Annotated in this window: 17 protein-coding genes and 1 pseudogene; 10 read left to right on the top strand and 8 right to left on the bottom strand. The window is 65.0% G+C overall.

The window, feature by feature from the left end; genetic code table 11:
* Positions 1-1,461 carry a GH1 family beta-glucosidase gene (locus EI171_RS41955; protein WP_161536654.1) on the top strand — a complete coding sequence of 487 codons (1,461 nt, stop codon included), beginning with the start codon at positions 1-3 and terminating at the stop codon, positions 1,459-1,461.
* Between the two features lie 11 nt (positions 1,462-1,472).
* On the opposite strand, the gene EI171_RS41950 is transcribed toward EI171_RS41955, so the two are convergent.
* From EI171_RS41950 to EI171_RS41925, 6 genes and pseudogenes are all read right to left on the bottom strand, one after another.
* Positions 1,473-2,075 carry a hypothetical protein gene (locus EI171_RS41950; RefSeq protein WP_011084184.1) on the bottom strand — a complete coding sequence of 201 codons (603 nt, stop codon included), beginning with the start codon at positions 2,073-2,075 and terminating at the stop codon, positions 1,473-1,475.
* A gap of 9 nt (positions 2,076-2,084) precedes the next feature.
* Positions 2,085-2,642, bottom strand: a complete 558-nt coding sequence (locus tag EI171_RS41945; RefSeq protein ID WP_028173554.1) for an HNH endonuclease — start codon at positions 2,640-2,642, stop codon at positions 2,085-2,087.
* Positions 2,643-2,857: 215 nt separating this feature from the next.
* Entirely contained in the window at positions 2,858-3,832 is a 975-nt protein-coding gene (locus EI171_RS41940; RefSeq protein WP_161536653.1) for a peptidyl-alpha-hydroxyglycine alpha-amidating lyase family protein, read from the bottom strand.
* Between the two features lie 124 nt (positions 3,833-3,956).
* Positions 3,957-5,734 (bottom strand): annotated as a pseudogene (locus EI171_RS41935) (flavin-containing monooxygenase).
* Positions 5,735-5,873: 139 nt separating this feature from the next.
* On the bottom strand, positions 5,874-6,959 hold the full coding sequence (locus tag EI171_RS41930; RefSeq protein WP_161536652.1) for a DUF2855 family protein: 1,086 nt from the start codon (positions 6,957-6,959) through the stop codon (positions 5,874-5,876).
* On the bottom strand, positions 6,956-7,696 hold the full coding sequence (locus EI171_RS41925) for a DNA-3-methyladenine glycosylase (protein WP_011084189.1): 741 nt from the start codon (positions 7,694-7,696) through the stop codon (positions 6,956-6,958). Before EI171_RS41925 ends, EI171_RS41930 begins: the two co-directional genes overlap by 4 nt.
* 178 nt (positions 7,697-7,874) lie before the next feature.
* Between EI171_RS41925 and gluQRS the strand changes: the two genes are divergently transcribed.
* Together gluQRS and EI171_RS41915 are read left to right on the top strand one after the other, a co-directional pair.
* Complete coding sequence (gene gluQRS / locus EI171_RS41920) at positions 7,875-8,780, top strand: tRNA glutamyl-Q(34) synthetase GluQRS (RefSeq protein WP_161536651.1); 906 nt, start codon at positions 7,875-7,877, stop codon at positions 8,778-8,780.
* 72 nt (positions 8,781-8,852) lie between these two features.
* Positions 8,853-10,127 carry an ATP-binding protein gene (locus tag EI171_RS41915; RefSeq protein ID WP_161536650.1) on the top strand — a complete coding sequence of 425 codons (1,275 nt, stop codon included), beginning with the start codon at positions 8,853-8,855 and terminating at the stop codon, positions 10,125-10,127.
* Here EI171_RS41915 and EI171_RS41910 read toward each other — a convergent pair.
* Complete coding sequence (locus EI171_RS41910; RefSeq protein WP_011084192.1) at positions 10,054-10,947, bottom strand: YihY/virulence factor BrkB family protein; 894 nt, start codon at positions 10,945-10,947, stop codon at positions 10,054-10,056. The genes EI171_RS41915 and EI171_RS41910 overlap by 74 nt on opposite strands.
* A gap of 334 nt (positions 10,948-11,281) precedes the next feature.
* Between EI171_RS41910 and EI171_RS41905 the strand changes: the two genes are divergently transcribed.
* From EI171_RS41905 to EI171_RS41880, 6 genes are all read left to right on the top strand, one after another.
* A complete protein-coding gene (locus EI171_RS41905) occupies positions 11,282-11,476 on the top strand; it encodes a twin transmembrane helix small protein (RefSeq protein ID WP_027544319.1) in 195 nt (64 codons plus the stop codon).
* Positions 11,477-11,478: 2 nt separating this feature from the next.
* Positions 11,479-12,051 (top strand): cob(I)yrinic acid a,c-diamide adenosyltransferase, encoded by a 573-nt coding sequence (locus EI171_RS41900; protein WP_011084194.1) that lies wholly within the window; start codon positions 11,479-11,481, stop codon positions 12,049-12,051.
* Positions 12,052-12,177: 126 nt separating this feature from the next.
* Positions 12,178-12,927, top strand: a complete 750-nt coding sequence (locus EI171_RS41895; RefSeq protein ID WP_011084195.1) for an electron transfer flavoprotein subunit beta/FixA family protein — start codon at positions 12,178-12,180, stop codon at positions 12,925-12,927.
* The gene (locus EI171_RS41890; protein ID WP_011084196.1) at positions 12,927-13,871 is read left to right on the top strand and encodes an electron transfer flavoprotein subunit alpha/FixB family protein; all 945 of its coding nucleotides are present in this window, start codon (positions 12,927-12,929) and stop codon (positions 13,869-13,871) included. Before EI171_RS41895 ends, EI171_RS41890 begins: the two co-directional genes overlap by 1 nt.
* A 207-nt stretch (positions 13,872-14,078) precedes the next feature.
* Positions 14,079-14,960: a 3-hydroxybutyryl-CoA dehydrogenase gene (locus EI171_RS41885; protein ID WP_161536649.1), complete on the top strand. Its 882-nt coding sequence runs from the start codon at positions 14,079-14,081 to the stop codon at positions 14,958-14,960.
* A 165-nt stretch (positions 14,961-15,125) separates the two neighbouring features.
* Positions 15,126-15,320 carry a hypothetical protein gene (locus EI171_RS41880; RefSeq protein WP_038965352.1) on the top strand — a complete coding sequence of 65 codons (195 nt, stop codon included), beginning with the start codon at positions 15,126-15,128 and terminating at the stop codon, positions 15,318-15,320.
* Between the two features lie 5 nt (positions 15,321-15,325).
* Here EI171_RS41880 and EI171_RS41875 read toward each other — a convergent pair whose 3' ends face one another.
* On the bottom strand, positions 15,326-15,991 hold the full coding sequence (locus tag EI171_RS41875; protein WP_161536648.1) for a TlpA disulfide reductase family protein: 666 nt from the start codon (positions 15,989-15,991) through the stop codon (positions 15,326-15,328).
* A gap of 105 nt (positions 15,992-16,096) precedes the next feature.
* On the opposite strand from EI171_RS41875, the gene argH reads away from it, so the two are divergent.
* Entirely contained in the window at positions 16,097-17,494 is a 1,398-nt protein-coding gene (argH, locus tag EI171_RS41870; RefSeq protein ID WP_060910114.1) for an argininosuccinate lyase, read from the top strand.
* Positions 17,495-17,571: the final 77 nt, after the last annotated feature.

Below are 17,571 nucleotides of genomic sequence, written 5' to 3'. Positions count from 1 at the left end.
ATGTCGGCGGATTTCTCGCGGCGTCGTTTTGCCAAACTGGCGGGCCTTGCCGCGCTGGGAGCCGCGACGGGCGTTCGCGCTGCGGAGAGCGAAACGCCATCGGCCGGGCGCGGTGCACCCTTCCCGAAGGATTTCCTGTGGGGCACGGCGACCTCGGCCTACCAGATCGAAGGCGCCGTCAACGAGGATGGCCGCGGCAAATCGATCTGGGACATTTTCAGCCACACGCCCGGCAAGATCGAGGACGGCTCCACCGGCGACCGCGCCAACGAGCACTATCACCGCTACAAGGAGGACGTCGCGCTGATCAAGGCGCTCGGCGTCAAGGCCTACCGCTTCTCGATCGCATGGCCGCGGGTGTTTCCTGATGGGACGGGTCAACCCAATCCCAAGGGGCTCGATTTCTACAACCGCCTCGTCGACGAGCTGCTTGCGAGCGGCATCGAGCCTTATGCGACGCTCTATCACTGGGACCTGCCGCAGGCGCTCCAGGACCGCGTCGGCGGCTGGCAGTCGAGCGACACCTCGAAGGCCTTTGCCGACTACGCTGCGTACGTCGCCGCACGCCTGACCGATCGCGTCAAGAACGTCTTCACCGTGAACGAGGTCGGGCGCTTCGTGAATTTCGGCTATGGCTGGGGCATCGACGCGCCCGGCCTCAGGCTGCCGGCCGCGCAGCTCAATCAGGCCCGCCATCACGTCGCGCTGGCGCACGGGCTTGCCGTGCAGGCGATTCGCGCCTCGGGGCGCGCCGGCACAAGGGTCGGCGCAGCCGAGAATATCGCGGCCTGCGTGCCGGTGATCGCAACGCCCGAAAACATCCGTGCCGCCGAGATCGCCACGCGCGAGCTCAATGCCGGCTTCCTCGGCGTGGTGCTGGAGGGCAAGTATACCGACGGCTTCCTCGCCTATGCCGGCGCGGACGCGCCGAAATTCACGGCCGAGGAATTGAAGATCATCGGTACGCCGAACGACTTCGTCGGCCTCAACATCTACGCGCCGCAATTCTATGTCACCGCCTCCGACCGCGCGCCCGGCTTCCATGTGCTGCCGTTCCCCACCTCGTTCCCGCACATGAATTCGGAATGGCTGCGGGTCGGCCCCGAAGTGATCTACTGGGCGCCGCGCCTTGCCGCGAAGATCTGGAACATCGAGACCATCTACATCAGCGAGAACGGCACCTCGTCCGAGGATAGGATCGCCGCCGACGGTCAGGTCTACGACCTCGACCGCATCATGTTCCTGCGCAACTATCTGACCCAGATGCAGCGCGCCGTCGCTGAGGGCGTGCCGATCCGCGGTTATTTCCTCTGGAGCCTGATGGACAATTTCGAGTGGATTTTTGGTTACGGCAAACGCTTCGGCCTCTACCGGGTCGACTTCGAGACGCAGGCGAGGGTCGCGAAACTGAGCGCGGCGTTCTATCGCGACGTGGTGGCGAGGAACGCGATCGGGGTTTGAGGAGCTATTGCCTATTGACGCTTGCGGATCGGGTATTCGTGCTCCAGCCGCGCGATTTCTTCGGGGGGCGTGGAAATCAGTTTCAATTCGAGCGGCGAAAGAACCCCGCCGCCGCATGGACCAAACTGGCCGTCGATCCGCCCGCTTTTGATCCGGCCCACGCTCATTTTGTCCGCCGCGTTAGCCGCGGCCGCAACTCCAATTGTGAGCAATGCGCCTGGGTGCCACCGCTGCTGCTCCTCGGTACAGCCTCCATCGCACCACTCGTAACTCGCGATGACTGCCCTGCGATCGATCCTGCTCCGAGGTAAATCGCCACGCAGAATCTTGACGTCTACGAATGTCAGCAGTTCGGTTGGCAGGTTTGTCCCCGGACCGGGCAGCGGGCGAACCTTGGCAAGGCGGCCACTCAGGACGATTGGACTTAGATTGGCCAGAGCCTCGCGGGCCCGAAGGTCCTCGGCCCTCTTGGCCTGATCGACATGGTTATCGAAGGATTCGAAGTTGGCAATTCTCGCGCAATCGAGAGCGTAGACGGAGGTAGGCCATCCAAATCCGAGTGCAATTGAAACCGCCGCTGACAGCACGCGGTGAGGGAAGCCCGGCTGCATCATCCGTAGCTCCTACGGATCCAGTTCGGTATCCCAGTAGAGATAGTCCAGCCAGCTGTCGTGCAGGTAATTCGGCGGGAACATGCGGCCGTTGCGGTGGAGCTGGTGCACGGTCGGCGCGAAGGCGCTCTGGCGCGGAAACATCTTGGCCTGCGCCGGGGTGAGATTGCCCTTGCGCAGATTACAGGGCGAGCACGCCGCGACCACGTTTTCCCAGGTGGTCTGGCCGCCCTTGCTGCGCGGGATGATGTGATCGAAGGTGAGGTCTTCGGGCGAGCCGCAATATTGGCAGGCGAAACGATCGCGCAGGAAGACGTTGAACCGGGTGAAGGCGGGGTGGGTGGTCGGCTTGACGAAGGATTTGAGCGAGACCACGCTTGGCAGCTGCATTTCCAGCGTGGGACTTCGGACCGCCTGATCGTAATGCGCGACGATGTTGACGCGGTCGAGGAACACCGCCTTGATCGCGTCCTGCCACGACCACAGAGACAGTGGGTAGTAACTCAGCGGCCGGAAGTCCGCATTCAGCACCAACACCGGCCAACTGCCTTGCGAGACATGTGCGTTCAAGTAACGCTCCCGGCCTCCATGTACGCTGCGAAGCAGCATGTATTGACATACTACATGCAGCGTGACGGGATTGTGAAGCCCGTTGAGCGACTTATTCAGGCGCAGGCAATGCGGCGGCGGGGTGGCAAAAGCGCTCAAAAACGCCGCGATTCGGGGCGGGGCCGGCAACTGGCGCGGAACCGCCTTTGGCGGCGCGTCGTGGCTTGCCGCGGCGGCTACTCCCGTACCCGTTCCAGCTTCTGCAAGCACCGGGTCGCGCGCACCACGGCCGGCATCTCCTGGTCTGGGAAGCTTGTCGCCCAGTTGGTGACACCGACCTCGCCGACGTAGATGTCGCCCTTCGAGTCCAGCGCGATGCCGTGGGGGGCCAGGAATTTGCCGCTGGCCACACCCGGACCTTCCTCGCCGCCGAGCCGCGCGATGCGATTTCCCTTGGCGTCCACGATCGACAGCCGCGGGCCGAGATTGGGCACATTGCGGTTGATATCGAGGCCGGGGCCCAGCTCGCCGATCACGAAGGTCGGGCTCCTGCCGCCGCAGCAGCACAGCGCGCAGGGCCGGTGCAGGTTGTTCCACTGCGTCTCGTATTTGCCCTCGCCATTGAACACCTGCACGCGATGGTTCTCGCGGTCGGCGACGTAGACCCAGCCATCGGAATCGGTGGCGATGTTGTGCACGATGTTGAACTGGCCGGGGTCGGAGCCGGGCTCGCCCCAGCTCTTGATCAGCTTGCCGTCCGGCGTGAACTTGTGCACGCGCGCATTGCCATAGCCGTCGGAGACATAGATCTCGCCTTTCGGCGACAATGCGGTGTGGGTGCAGCGGTGGAACGGCTCGCCGCTCATGAACGGCGCCGGCTTTGCGGGGATCCCGATCGTCAGCAGCACCTTGCCGTCGCTGGTGCATTTGCGCACGGTATGGTCGCCGTCGTCGGTGCAGTAGAGATTGTCGTCGGCATCGATGTGAAGGCCGTGCGCGCGCGAGAACAGGCCCTCGCCCCAACTGCGCAGGAAATTGCCCTCGCGGTCGAGCACCACCATCGGATGGGCGCCGCGGTTGAAGACGTAGATTCGGTCCTTGCTGTCGACCGCGACTGCGGCGACGTCGGTGAGCTGCCAGCCGTCCGGAAGTTTCGCGAAGTTTTCGACGACGCGGTAGCGGTGCTCGCCGGTGCCGAGAATGGCTGGCATTGGGTTTCTCCTCTTGTCATTCCGGGGCACGCGTAGCGTGAACCCGGAATCCATCGGGCCGCATATCCCGGGGGGTAGATGGATTCCGGGCTCGCGCTACGCGCGCCCCGGAATGACGTGTGTGTTACCTTGTACCCACCTCACGCCCCAAAATCCCCTCCTCGATGGACTTGATCTGGAGCGCGAGATATTTCGAGTTGATCCGGCACTGCGCGAGGCTGCCGGCGATGAACCAGAGGCCGGGCTGCTTCGTGCGCGCATACATGTTGCGCAGCTCGAAGCCTTCGCCAAATCCCCAGACCGGGCCGACGCGATCGGCGACGCCATCGCCGAACAGCTTTCGCACCAGATATTCCTGCGGCTTGTAGCCGGTCGAGAGCACGATCAGGTCGGCCGGAATGGTCGTGCCGTCCTTCATCCGAACGCCCTCGGCGACGAAGCTTTCGATGTCGGAAAACTGCCTGAGCTTGATCGCCCCCTCGGCGATGAGGTTGGAGCAGCCGACGTTGAAATAATAACCGCCGCCGCGGGTGAGGTATTTGAACTGCCAGCCGGTGCCGGCCTCGCCGAAGTCGAGCTTGAAGCCGACGCGGGAGAGGCCGTCGAGCAGCTCCCTGTCGAGCTCCTTCGACTGCTCCGTCAGCATCACATGGGTCTTCTTCGCCAGCGGCGTCGGCATCGAGGTCGCGATCAGATCGTTGTCCTCGAGCGTGCCCTCATTGTAGGTCGCATAGGCCAACTGCGCAGACGGCTCGATATTGGTGACCAGCGTCGGCGAGCGCTGCACCAGGGTCACCTCGGCGCCGCTGGAATAAAGATCCTGCGCGATGTCGTGGCCGCTGTTGCCGGTGCCGATGACGATGGCGCGCTTGCCTGTCCAGTTTTCGCCGTCCTCGTAGCGGCTGGAATGCACCAGCGTACCCCTGAAATTCTCGAGCGTTGGGATGTGAGGAACATTGGCGATGCCGCTGACGCCGGTCGCCATCACCACATGGCGCGGATGCATGGTGCGCTTGCCGCCGTCGGCACGGCGCAGCGTGACGGTCCAGCGGCCCTTTGCCTCGTCGTAAGCGCCGCCCTCGAACTCGGTGCCGGTCCAGAAGTTCAGCTCCATCGCGTCGACGTAAGCTTCGAACCAGTTGGCGAGCTTGTCCTTGGGGATATAGACCGGCCAGTTCGCCGGGAACAGCATGTAGGGCAGGTGATTGACCTGCACCTGGTTGTGCAGCGTCAGCGCGTGATAGCGCTTGCGCCAATTGTCGCCGATCCGCGCCTCGCGATCGACGATCAAGGTATCGACCTTCAACTGCTTCAGCCGTGCCGCGATGGCGAGCCCGGCCTGGCCGCCGCCGACCACCAGCACGGCCGGGTCGCGATCGGCGTAGTCGCGCGACGTGTTGCGCTGGTCGAGCCAGTTCGGCCCGCGGAAATCGCGCGAATAGGCCTGGCCGCGCGGCGTGACGTGCCGAGCTGTTCCTCGAAGCCTTTGAGCTCGTCGAGCGCGGTGAGCAGCGTCCACGCCTTCAACCGGTCGCCGTCGGTGCTATCGGGCACGAGCCGCAGGATGCCGCTGCCGCGTCCGAGCGCGGTCTCGAAATTGAAGATGGCTTCGATGTTGCTGGTGCCGGCGCGCGTCACCCAGCGCGGTGGCGCACGGTTCGGTGCGATCTCGAAATGGGTCGGCGCAGCCCTTGACGCGAGCGCGGCCAACGCCTGCGCGATTGCGCTGCGGCCGGCCAGCGTTTGCAAGTTCCAGCTCAGCGCCAGCACATCGCGCCAAAAGCTGTCGGGGAGGAAGAGGAGGTCCAGCGCGGTGGCGGGTTCCGGGTTGCCTAGCGCGCCCGCGAATTCATCGAGCCAGGCCTGCGCGGCGACGGAAATATCCTTCGTCCTGTCCAGCATTCGCGACCTCGTGGCCGTCTTCGCGGCGTTTCCTCTGGAGCATGATCCGGAAAAGCGTGTAGCGGTTTTCCGAAGAGATCATGCTCCGATAATAATAGAGGTCGAACGCTATACTGGATCAGCCGATGTCAAAAGCGCTTTACCCGAGCAGCGAGAGCATATGGCCCTGCTCGGGCGGAATGCGCCCCTTCAACGTGTCGAGATAAATGCTCTGCACCGCCTCCGGTCCGCGGCTCTCGATCACACGCAGGCATTTCTCCAGCAGCGGCGCGAAGCCCGACCATGCCGCGCCAAAGCGCTGCTCGATGCCGCCAGGCCCCCAATCCTTCGTCCGCTTGCGAATATGGTCCGGCGCGAAGAACCAGCGCGGTTTTGCGCCGGGCAGGGCTCCTTCGTCGGCCTCGGTGGCGCGATGTGTCAAACCGACGCGCACCGAGCATTTCATCTGGTCGCCAAAATGCCGGTGCAGTTCGGCGCGCAGGGCGCTGCTGCCGGCCATGTCGACGAAGGCGACCGGCGCATTCGATGGCAAGGACGTCACGCGGTCATAGGTGACGACCTCGTCGTAACATCCGAGCGACGTCACGAAGCCGGTATTGCCGGCTGAGGTCAGGCCGATCACCTTGCGGCCGCGTGTGTGCAACAGATGCGCAAGGCCGAACGCGGTCTTGCTCGAGGCGCTCGACAGCAGCACGGTTCGCGCGCCAAAATCATCGTTCTCGGCGAGGAAGTCGTCGACCAGGAACGACAGCATGAACAGCGGTCGCAGCAGCGCCTGGTAGTCGCCCTGCCGGCCTGCGTAGGCGGGGTCGCCGGTGACGCGTGAGTAGAGATTGTAGACCGGCGCCACGCCTTGCCGATTTGCAGCCCCGTCGCGCAAGCCGCGCTTGCTGACGTCCGTGGCTTCGATGACGAGATGTGTCGCCATCGGAAAATAGCCGAACAACCGCTCGCCGGCTGCGACGCCGGGATGTTTCGAGGCGATCACCTCGCCAAAACCCCACACCGGAATGTTGCCGAAGCCCTGCGGCGCCGGAAAGATCTGCCAGTATTTCAGCTCGTCGCCCATCACGGCATAGGTGATGTTGTTGGCGGTGAGCGCGAAGCGCTCGACCTTCACCAGCAGCGCATCCTGCGGCAGCGCGGCTGCATCCGGAATGGCGGTCTCGATCAGCTTGCACTGCTCGAGTTCGTTGCGCGCAACGACGAAGTCGGTCGAGGTCATGGCGAAGGTCCCGGCTTTTTTCGTGCCGGCATCTTCTCTTTCACCTGTGAGGGCTTTGCAACAGCAACATTGTTTAAAACGGCGTTCGCCTCGCCCGCGAGCACGCCCTCGCGTTTCTTCACCGCGCGGTAATAGCTCCACCACAGATGCGCCGCCGCGCCGCGCAGCGGACGCCAGGGTTCGGCGAGCGGCACCATCTGCTTCTCCGTCGGCCGTGCCTGAAGGCCGAGGCCGATCTTGATGCCCTCCTGCACCGCGAGGTCGCCGGCCGGCCAGGCATCGCCATGGCCGAGGCAAAACAGGAGATAGACGTCCGCGGTCCACGGTCCGATGCCGGGCAGCGAGATCAGCGTGTGATGCGCGGCGTCGGCATCTTCCTCGGCGAGCACGTCGAGGTTCAGCCGCTCCGCCGTGATCTCGCGCGCAAGATGTTTCAGCGTCTTGATCTTGGCGGCGGACAGGCCAAGCCGTCCCAGCCGGTCGGTGCGCGCGCGGCCCACCGCCTCATGATCGAACGGATCTAACGCGGCCGACAGCCGTCCCCAGATCGCCGCGGCGCTGGCGGTCGAGAGCTGCTGCCCGCAGACGATATGCGCGAGCCCGGGGAAGCCCGGTTCGCGTCGCCGCAAGGCCGGCATGCCCGCAGCCGCAAGCACGGGCTTGAGCCGAGGATCGCGCTTCACCAGCGCGTGGACGGCCTCTTCGAGATCGGACTGGGTTTCGAGGTGGATGGTCATTGTGGCCTAACTCGTCATGCGCGGGCTTGCCGTCTCTGCTAAAGCTGCGCTGGCCCAATACCGAAAAGCCCGTTGATGCCTTCGGCGTAGGCGGGACCCGCGCATCCATCTCCCATCGTAACAGAGTCATGGAAGATGGATGGCCGGGTCAAGCCCGGCCATCACGAGATCCTGTCATATGTCGCCACCCGTTTTCCGATTTGCTCCGAGCCCGAACGGCTTCCTGCATCTCGGCCACGCCTATTCGGCGTTGCTCAACTTCGACCACGCGCGGGAGGCCGGCGGGCGGCTGTTGCTGCGGATCGAGGACATCGATGCGACGCGCTGCCGGCCTGAGTTCGAGGCGGCGATCTACGAGGATCTCGCCTGGCTCGGCATTGCCTGGGAAACACCGGTGCGCCGGCAGTCGGAGCATCTTTCCGATTACCGCGCCGCGCTGGAAAAGCTCTCTGCGCTCGGCCTCGTCTATCCCGCCTTCGAAAGCCGCGCCGAGATCGCAAGACTTGTGGCCGCGCGCGAGGCCGATGGGCCGTGGCCGCGCGATCCCGACGGCGCGCCGCTGTATCCCGGAGACGCCAAGTCGCTGTCCGCCGGCGAGCAGGCGCGGTTGATCGCATCCGGCGCGCCCTATGCGCTCCGGCTCGACATGGCGGCCGCCTGCCGGCGCGTTGCCAGTCTGGCCTGGAATGAGCTCGGCGAGGGGCCGGAGGGCGAGAGGGGCGTCGTTCCCGCGCGGCCGGAGGCCTGGGGAGACGTGATCCTGGCTCGCAAGGAGACGCCGACCAGCTACCATTTGTCCGTGGTCGTCGACGACGGCCTCCAGAGGATCAGCGAGGTGGTGCGCGGCCAGGACCTGTTTCACGCCACCTCCGTCCACCGCCTGCTGCAAGCCCTGCTTGGCCTGCCGGAACCCGCCTACCGCCACCACGACCTGATTCGGGATGAAGCCGGGCGGAAGCTGTCGAAATCGAGCCGCTCGACCGGCTTGCGGGAGTTACGCGACGCCGGTGCATCGCCCGCTGGCATCCGCGCTCTGGTGGGATTAGGTGAAGTTTCTCTGGGGTTTAGCCAAACACCGCCGTGACTCCAGGGGTTCCGCCGTGCCATGCTCGACTGACGGCCCGGGGGTTCGAAGGGGATACTTCGAAGGGGAATTATGGCGGCGAAAACGCGCCCAGCGCGCACTACGCGGACGTCGAGGCGACTGCCTCGGAAGCGGTCCGGGGCGGCCGGAAAGGTGCGCAAGCGTAGCACCAAAGTGGTCGCGCCGGACGTGGTCCAGGCGGCGCTTGCCGCCTTTGCCCATGAGGTCCGCACTCCCCTGACCGGCATTCTCGCGATCAGCGACCTGCTCGCGACCTCGGATCTCGGGGAGCGGGAGCGGCGCTGGGCTGACACCATCAAGGCCGGTGCCGAGCATCTGGCGAGCCTCGCCACCCTGTTCGTGGACGCCGCCCGAACCGGCAAGGGGGCCGGGAAGGGTGGCGGCGCGCTGCGGCAGGATCTGTTCGACCTGCGGGCGCTGGCCCGCAGCGCCGGCGATTCGCTCGCCGGGCGCGCCGCGGCCAAGGGCCTCCAGGCCCAGGTCGAGCTCTCCGAAAAGCTGCCAGGGCTGGTGGTCGGCGATCCCGTCCGCCTGCGCGCTGCACTCGAGAACCTCATCGACAATGCGGTGAAGTTTACCGACCAGGGCGGCGTGGCGCTCGTGGTCGCGCCTTGGCGTCCGGCCAAAGGCAAGAAAAACGACAAGATGAAGGGCAGGGTCGGCGTCGCCTTCGCGGTGTCCGACAGCGGCATCGGCCTGACCATGGCTGAGATCAAGCGGCTGTTCCGCCCGTTCACCCAGGCCAATGTCACCATCGCCTCGCGCTTCGGCGGCGCGGGCTTGGGGCTATCCTCGGTGAAGCAGCTGGCGCGCGGGATGGGTGGCGACATCTCGGTCGCACCGCGGCGCGGCGGCGGCGCCACCTTCACATTGACCGTGTCGCTGGACGCGGCGGGACCGGCCAGGTCCCGCAAGGCGAAGGGCGAAGCCGAGGCCGATGCGGCGGCCGCGCTGCGCGTGCTCAGCGTCGAGGACAATCCGTTCGGTCGCGTCGTGCTCAACACCATTTTGACCGAGCTCGGCCATCATGCCGAGTTCATTGGGCGCGGCGAGGACGCGGTGAACCGGCTCGCGCAGGGGGCCTTCGACGCGGTGCTGATGGACATGGTGCTGCCGGGCATCGACGGCGTCGAGGCCATCCGGCGGATCCGCACCATGCCGGCGCCGCTCGCTCAAATACCCATCATCGGCGTCTCCGGGCGCGGCGAGGACGAGGCGGCCTCGCGCGAGGCGGGCGCCGACGCCTTCCTGGTCAAGCCCGTGTCTCCGCGTGCTTTAGCGACTGCGCTGCTTGAAGCGACACGCCGTGAGGTAGCCGCGACTTGATGATCGCGGCGTTGAGCTCGCCGCCGTAGACGAAGATCGCGGCGATGAAATACAGAAACACCAGCGCGATGATCACCGAGGCCAGCCCCGCATACATCGTCACGTAATTGTTGGCGAAGCGCGCCAGATATTGCCCGAACACGATGCCCGAGATCAGCGACGCCACCATGGTGAAGACGATGCCGGGCAGGATCTGGAGGAAGCTGCGCCGCCCCGCCGGCACCCACGCATGCAGGATGATCAGCGCCACCACCAGCGCGCCGATGGTGATGCCGTAGCGCAGCCAGGTGAGGATGCTCTCGTTGGACTCGACGAACAGCGGGATGTGGCGTCGCGTCGCCTCGATGATGAGTGGGCCGAGCACGATCAGGAACGCCATGGCAAGCGCGGTGAAGGCCGCAACCAGCGTATAGCCGATCGACTCCAGCCGCAGCCAATACCAGCGCCGCATCTCCACCACCGCATAGGCGCGGTTGAGCGCGACGCGGAGCGCCTCGACTCCGTTCGAGGCGAAATAGACCGACAGCGCCGCGCCGATGGTCAGCACGCCGGTGCGGGTCGTGGTCAGCACGTCGTGGATCTCGCCGGAAAGGCTGTCGGCGACCTGCTTGGGCCAGACCTCGAGCATCAGGCTGGCGGCCTGGTCGGCGAGCTCCTTGGAACCGAAGAAGCCGGCGAGCGAGGTCAGCACGATCAGGAACGGGAACAGCGCCATCAATGTCGACAGCGCGATGTGGCTCGCGATCGCCCAGCCGTCGTCGGCCAGGAACGTGTAGAACGCATCCATCACGACGACGTAGATGTAGCGGATGGCTTTCACGGCTTGCCCCGGCGCATACCATCCCCCCGCTTGCCGGGAGAGGCAAAGAAGACAGGCGACCTATGCTGATCAGAAATCATCCAGCTAGCTTCTGATATTATTGGCTTAAAAGCCAGATCGCCGACCAAGCCAGTTGTCATTCCGGGGCGATGTGACGGGACCGCGCAAAGCGCGACCCGGAGCATCGAGCCCGGAATCCATTTCGCCGCGCGTGACGCTGCTTGATGGATTCCGGGCTCGCGCCACCGGGCCGCGTTGCCGACCCGTTGGCGCGCCCCGGAATGACGGGTGGGGGGAGATAGCGGACCGGCGCGCACGGTGTTATCTACCCCCGATGGCATCTATCCTGAGTACTTTCATTCTGCCGGCGGCGGCCGGTGCCGTGGCGTTGGTGCTGCTGCTCGGTCTCGTCAACATGATGCGCGGCGGCTCGCCCAACACCTCGCAGAAGCTGATGCGCTGGCGCGTGCTGCTGCAGTTCGTGGCGATTGTCATTGCCATGATCGCGGTCTGGGCGATGGGGCGTTGAACATGGTTGTGCTGAATCGCATCTATACGAAGACTGGTGACGACGGCACGACAGCGCTCGGCTCGGGCGAACGCCGTCCGAAGTATGATTTGCGCATCGAGGCCTATGGCACGGTGGACGAGACCAATGCCGCGATCGGCGTCGTGCGTCTCCATACCCATGATGCGCCCGAGTTCGATGCGATGCTCGGCCGCATCCAGAACGACCTGTTCGATCTCGGTGCCGACCTCGCCGTGCCCGAGCGTGAGGGCAAGGTGGAACGGCTGCGGGTGGTGGCAAGCCAGGTCGAGCGGCTCGAGCACGACATCGACGCGCTCAACGACAAGCTCGCGCCGCTCACTTCCTTCGTGCTGCCGGGGGGAACGCCCGCTGCCGCCTACCTCCATGTCGCACGCACGATATGCCGCAGGGCGGAACGCGTGATGGTGGAACTGGCGGCCCAGCCAGGCGAGCCGGTCGGCGCTGCTGGTATCCAGTATATGAATCGCCTGTCGGACTTCCTGTTCGTGGCCAGCCGCGCCGCCAACCATAACGGCGCCGGCGACGTGCTCTGGGTTCCAGGCCAGAACCGCTGACCCATTGGGGCGGCGCATTTCTAAGGTCTAAAATTTGGCCCCTTCGCGCGTTGACCGGGCCGGGTCAGGCCTTTAGGTTCCGCGCCAGTTGATAACCCCCCTCCCAAATTGAGTGAAAGAGGATCGATGAAGGTCTTAGTGCCGGTAAAGCGGGTGGTCGATTACAACGTCAAGGTCCGCGTCAAGGGCGATGGATCGGGCGTTGAACTCGCCAACGTCAAGATGTCGATGAACCCGTTCGACGAAATCGCGGTCGAGGAAGCGCTGCGCCTGAAGGAAGGTGGCAAGGCCACCGAGGTCGTGGTGGTTTCCATTGGACCGGCGCAGGCGTCGGAGACGATCCGCACCGGTCTTGCCATGGGCGCCGATCGCGGCATCCTGGTGAAGGCCGAGGGCACCGTCGAGCCGCTCGCCGTCGCCAAGATCCTGAAGAAGGTCGCTGAGGAAGAGCAGCCGGGCCTTATCATTCTCGGCAAGCAGGCGATCGACGACGACAGCAACCAGACTGGCCAGATGCTGGCCGCGCTGCTCGGCTGGTCGCAGGCGACGTTCGCCTCGAAGCTCGAGGTCGAAGGAAGCGACTTCAAGGTCACCCGCGAAGTCGACGGGGGCTTGCAGACCGTCAAGCTGAAGGGACCGGCGATCGTCACCACCGACCTGCGTCTCAACGAGCCGCGCTACGCCTCGCTGCCCAACATCATGAAGGCGAAGAAGAAGCCGATCGCGGAGAAGACCGTCGCCGATTACGGCGTCGACGTCACCGCGCGCCTCGAGGTTCTCAAGACGACCGAGCCGGCGGGCCGCAAGGCCGGCGTCAAGGTCAAGGACGTCGCCGAGCTGGTGTCGAAACTCAAGAACGAAGCCGGGGTGCTCTGATGACGACGCTTCTGATTGCCGAACACGACAACGCGTCGTTGAAGGATGCGACCAACAAGGCCCTGACCGCGGCCGCCGCGCTCGGCGCGGACGTCGAGGTCCTGGTGGCCGGCGAGGGTGCCAAGGCCGCGGCGGACGCCGCCGCCAAGCTCGCAGGCGTGAAGAAGGTGCTGCTCGCCGATGGCGCGCTTTACGCGCACGATCTTGCCGAGCCGCTGGCCGCGCTGATCGTCTCGCTGGCCCCGTCCTATGACGCGATCGTCGCGCCCGCGACCTCGCGCTTCAAGAACGTGATGCCGCGAGTCGCAGCCCTGCTCGACGTCATGCAGGTCTCGGAGATCATCAAGGTGGTCGCCCCCGATACTTACGAGCGTCCGATCTATGCCGGCAACGCCATCCAGACGGTGAAGTCGAAGGACGCCAAGAAGGTCATCACGGTGCGGACCTCCACCTTCGCCGCAGCGGGCGAGGGCGGCAGCGCGCCGGTCGAGAGCGTTCAGGCTGCGGCCGATCCGGGCCTGTCGTCGTTCGTTGGCGAGGAGGTCGCCAAGAGCGACCGTCCCGAGCTGACCTCGGCGAAGATCATCGTCTCCGGTGGCCGTGCCATGCAGAGCCGCGAGAATTTCGCCAAATACATCGAGCCCCTCGCCGACAAGCTCGGCGCCGGCGTCGGTGCCTCGCGCGCGGCGGTGGACGCCGGCTATGCGCCGAACGACTGGCAGGTTGGGCAGACCGGCAAGGTCGTGGCCCCCGAGCTCTATGTCGCGGTGGGCATTTCCGGCGCGATCCAGCATCTGGCCGGCATGAAGGACTCCAAGGTGATCGTGGCGATCAACAAGGACGAGGACGCGCCGATCTTCCAGGTCGCCGATTACGGCCTGGTCGCCGACCTCTACCAGGCGGTTCCGGAGCTGACAGCCGAACTCGGCAAGCTCGGCAAGTAAAAGCCGTTCAAAACACCGGCCGGAGGTATACACTCCGGCCGGTGTTTCATTTTTGAGGCGTTTTCTTTGGCGTGGGGCACGCCGGGGGAGCGATCCAATCTAGGTTTCGAGCCAAGGTTCTGATTAAATCAAGGCTCTGATCAATCAGACCTCCCGGCTTGGGGGATAGGCAGGCGCGATATGCGCGCCGTTCCGGTGGATGACATTATGGCGGCAGTGATCAAGAAGGTCGGCGTGATCGGCGCGGGGCAGATGGGCAATGGCATCGCGCATGTTGCGGCGCTGGCTGGCTTCGACGTGGTGCTCAACGACGTTTCGGCCGATCGCCTCAAGTCGGGCATGGCCACCATCAACGGCAATCTGGCCCGCCAGGTCTCCAAGAAGGTCGTCACCGAGGAGGCCAAGACCAAGGCGCTGTCGCGCATCGTGGCCGCCGAGAAGCTCGACGATCTCGCCGACTGCGATTTCGTGATCGAGACCGCAGTCGAGAAGGAGGAGGTCAAGCGCAAGATCTTCCACGAGCTCTGCGCCGTGTTGAAGCCCGAGGCGATCGTCGCCTCGGATACGTCCTCGATCTCGATCACGCGCCTTGCCGCCGCCACCGACCGGCCCGAGCGCTTCATCGGCATTCACTTCATGAATCCGGTGCCGCTGATGGAGCTGGTGGAGCTGATCCGCGGCATCGCCACCGACGATGCGACCTTCGAGGCATCCAAGGAATTCGTCGCCAAGCTCGGCAAGCAGGTCGCGGTCTCCGAGGATTTCCCGGCCTTCATCGTCAACCGCATCCTGCTGCCGATGATCAACGAGGCGATCTACACGCTGTACGAAGGTGTCGGCAACGTCGAGGCGATCGACGCGGCGATGAAGCTCGGGGCGCACCATCCGATGGGTCCGCTCGAGCTTGCCGATTTCATCGGCCTCGATACCTGCCTGTCGATCATGCAGGTGCTGCACGAGGGCCTCGCCGACTCCAAGTACCGTCCGTGCCCGCTCCTGGTGAAATACGTCGAGGCCGGCTGGCTCGGCCGCAAGACCCAGCGCGGCTTCTACGATTATCGCGGCGCCAAGCCGGTTCCGACGCGCTGACGTCGTGGGGTGGGCAAAGGCGCAAAGCGCCGTGCCCACCATGTCTCCGCAACTAGGATGCTGATTGGTGGGCACGCTTTGCTTTGCCCACCCTACGGCTCCGTGACAATTCATGTCGCGTTAACCCCTCGCGCCTAGGTTACGGCCGGTACGAGGGTTCGCGTAATGGACATGATGGCAATGGTCAGCACCATGCTGGCTGCTCAGCAAGGCGCGTTGCAGTCGAATATCGCGGCGACGCTGACCAAGCAGAACATGGATATGGAGAAATCCACCATCCTGACGCTGATGGGCGCCGGTCAGCCCTCGCTCGCCAATGTCGGCCCCGGCGTCGGCGGCAATCTCAACGTTACGGCCTGAAACTCTTAAAGCGCCGCGGCGGCCTTGCCCGTCGCAGCCCGGATCAGCTTGAGCGCGTCCTCGCTCGCCCATTCCGCCGGTCCCGCGATCGTCGCGATCTCGCAGCCCTGCGGGTCGACCAGCACCGAGGTCGGCATGCCGAGCGCCCGGCCTATGGCCTTAAGATCCTGGAAAACCTTGGCTTTCTGATCGTTGAAATAGCCGAGCCGGGTCAAATTGGCCTCTTTCAGGAAGGTCTTGGGCTTCTCGGGGTCGCGGGTGTCGATATTGATCGCGACCACCTCGAAATTCGGGCCCGAAAGCTTGCCCTGGAGCTCGTCCAGCGCCGGCATTTCCTTCCGACAGGGTACGCACCAGGTGGCCCAGAGGTTCACCAGCAGCGTCTTGCCGCGGAAATCGGACAGCTTTTTCGGCTTGCCGTCGGCGTCCTCGAAAGCGAGGTCGGGCAGCTTCAGGGGCGCGCTCGCCATGGTCAGCGCCGCCACCTCGCCATGGGCGAGCGGGGCGATCTTTTGCGCCGTAGCCACTGCCGCCCCGCAGGCCGGATCGCCGGTAGGCGCCCGGCTCAGGCCCAGCCCGTACAACGCAGCGAAGCCGGCCAGCCCGCCGACCGCCACGGTGGCGATGACGAGGGGGATCCGGCGCGTGGCGGAGGGCTTCGTGTCGAGCATATCGTTTGTCATCCGGTCGCAGATATGGCTATCAGGGGCCTCTTAATACGGCTGGCGGCGGCCAGCAAACGTGACCAGCGACAAGCAAGGCGTGAGCAGGGGATCATGAGCAACAAGATGTGGGGCGGCCGGTTCTCGGAACGTCCCGATGAGATCATGGAAGAGATCAACGTCTCCATCGACGTTGATCGTCACCTCTATGCCCAGGACATTGCCGCGTCCAAGGCCCACGCCGCGATGCTTGCCACGCAGGGCATCATCACGGCCTCTGATGCGAAAAATATCGGCAAGGGTCTAGACACGATTTTGTCAGAGATCGGCAAGGGCGGCTTCACGTTCAAGCGCGCGCTCGAGGACATTCACATGAATGTCGAGAGCCGCCTGTCCGAGCTGATCGGCCCCGCCGCCGGCCGGCTGCACACCGCGCGCTCGCGCAACGACCAGGTCGCCACCGACTTCCGGCTCTATGTCCGCGACGTTCTCGACGAGACCGATGCCGCGCTCGCCGCGTTCCAGCAGGCTCTGGTGGAACGCGCGCTGGAGCATGCCGGCACCGTGATGCCCGGCTTCACGCATCTGCAGACAGCGCAGCCCGTGACCTTCGGCCATCATTTGCTCGCCTATGTCGAGATGGCCGCGCGCGACCGCGGCCGTTTCCAGGACGCCCGCAAGCGGCTCAACGAATCGCCGCTCGGCGCCGCCGCGCTTGCCGGCACCTCGTTCCCGATCGACCGCCACGCGACCGCAAAGGCGCTTCTGTTCGACCGGCCGATGGCGAACTCGCTCGACGCGGTCTCCGACCGCGACTTCGTGCTGGAGACGCTGTCGGCGGCTTCCATCTGCGCCGTGCACATGTCGCGCTTTGCCGAGGAGATCGTGATCTGGACCTCGCCGCTGGTCGGCCTCATCCGCCTCAGCGACAAGTTCACCACCGGCTCCTCGATCATGCCGCAGAAGCGCAACCCGGATGCCGCCGAGCTCGTACGCGCCAAGACCGGCCGCGTCATCGGTGCGCTCAACGGTCTCCTGATCGTGATGAAGGGCCTGCCGCTCGCCTACCAAAAGGACATGCAGGAGGACAAGCAGGGCGCGATGGAGGGCTTTGCCGCGCTGTCGCTCGCCATCCGCGCCATGACCGGCATGGTCCGCGACCTCGCGCCCGATGAGGCCAAGATGAAGGCCGCCGCCGGCGAGGGCTATGCCACCGCGACGGATCTGGCCGACTGGCTGGTGCGGACGCTGAAGATGCCGTTCCGCGAGGCCCACCACGTCACCGGCCGCATCGTGGCCAAGGCCGCCGAGGGCGGCGTGGCGCTGCACGAGCTGCCGCTGAAGGAGATGCAGGCGATCGAGCCCAGGATCACCAAGGACGTGCTCGGCGTGCTCTCGGTCGAATCGTCGGTGAAGAGCCGGACCAGCTTCGGCGGTACCGCGCCGAAGAACGTGGCGTCGCAGGCAAAGAGCTGGGCGAAGCGGCTGGAAAAAGAGCGAAAATTGGGCTGAGGGGCAAAATTTCGCTTATGTTTCATGGTCATCCGGCTCTCGCCAGAGCGCGCCAATCTCTGTATGGTGCGCCCCGC

This window comes from Bradyrhizobium sp. LCT2, from assembly GCF_009931255.1.
GTDB classification, from domain to species: domain Bacteria; phylum Pseudomonadota; class Alphaproteobacteria; order Rhizobiales; family Xanthobacteraceae; genus Bradyrhizobium; species Bradyrhizobium diazoefficiens.
The sequence above is the reverse complement of the archived record's forward strand: the minus strand, read 5'-3'. Positions and strand labels throughout refer to the sequence as shown.

Excerpts from the sequence above, each read along its gene's own strand:
- EI171_RS41925 (WP_011084189.1), bottom strand. The coding sequence starts at position 7,696 with ATGACCATCCACCTCGAAACCCAGTCCGATCTCGAAGAGGCCGTCCAC.
- argH (WP_060910114.1), top strand. The coding sequence starts at position 16,097 with ATGAGCAACAAGATGTGGGGCGGCCGGTTCTCGGAACGTCCCGATGAG.
- EI171_RS41915 (WP_161536650.1), top strand. The coding sequence starts at position 8,853 with ATGGCGGCGAAAACGCGCCCAGCGCGCACTACGCGGACGTCGAGGCGA.
- EI171_RS41885 (WP_161536649.1), top strand. The coding sequence starts at position 14,079 with ATGGCGGCAGTGATCAAGAAGGTCGGCGTGATCGGCGCGGGGCAGATG.
- EI171_RS41880 (WP_038965352.1), top strand. The coding sequence starts at position 15,126 with ATGGACATGATGGCAATGGTCAGCACCATGCTGGCTGCTCAGCAAGGC.
- EI171_RS41940 (WP_161536653.1), bottom strand. The coding sequence starts at position 3,832 with ATGCCAGCCATTCTCGGCACCGGCGAGCACCGCTACCGCGTCGTCGAA.
- EI171_RS41930 (WP_161536652.1), bottom strand. The coding sequence starts at position 6,959 with ATGACCTCGACCGACTTCGTCGTTGCGCGCAACGAACTCGAGCAGTGC.
- EI171_RS41875 (WP_161536648.1), bottom strand. The coding sequence starts at position 15,991 with ATGCTCGACACGAAGCCCTCCGCCACGCGCCGGATCCCCCTCGTCATC.
- EI171_RS41955 (WP_161536654.1), top strand. The coding sequence starts at position 1 with ATGTCGGCGGATTTCTCGCGGCGTCGTTTTGCCAAACTGGCGGGCCTT.
- EI171_RS41950 (WP_011084184.1), bottom strand. The coding sequence starts at position 2,075 with ATGATGCAGCCGGGCTTCCCTCACCGCGTGCTGTCAGCGGCGGTTTCA.
- EI171_RS41890 (WP_011084196.1), top strand. The coding sequence starts at position 12,927 with ATGACGACGCTTCTGATTGCCGAACACGACAACGCGTCGTTGAAGGAT.
- EI171_RS41895 (WP_011084195.1), top strand. The coding sequence starts at position 12,178 with ATGAAGGTCTTAGTGCCGGTAAAGCGGGTGGTCGATTACAACGTCAAG.
- EI171_RS41900 (WP_011084194.1), top strand. The coding sequence starts at position 11,479 with ATGGTTGTGCTGAATCGCATCTATACGAAGACTGGTGACGACGGCACG.
- EI171_RS41905 (WP_027544319.1), top strand. The coding sequence starts at position 11,282 with ATGGCATCTATCCTGAGTACTTTCATTCTGCCGGCGGCGGCCGGTGCC.
- gluQRS (WP_161536651.1), top strand. The coding sequence starts at position 7,875 with ATGTCGCCACCCGTTTTCCGATTTGCTCCGAGCCCGAACGGCTTCCTG.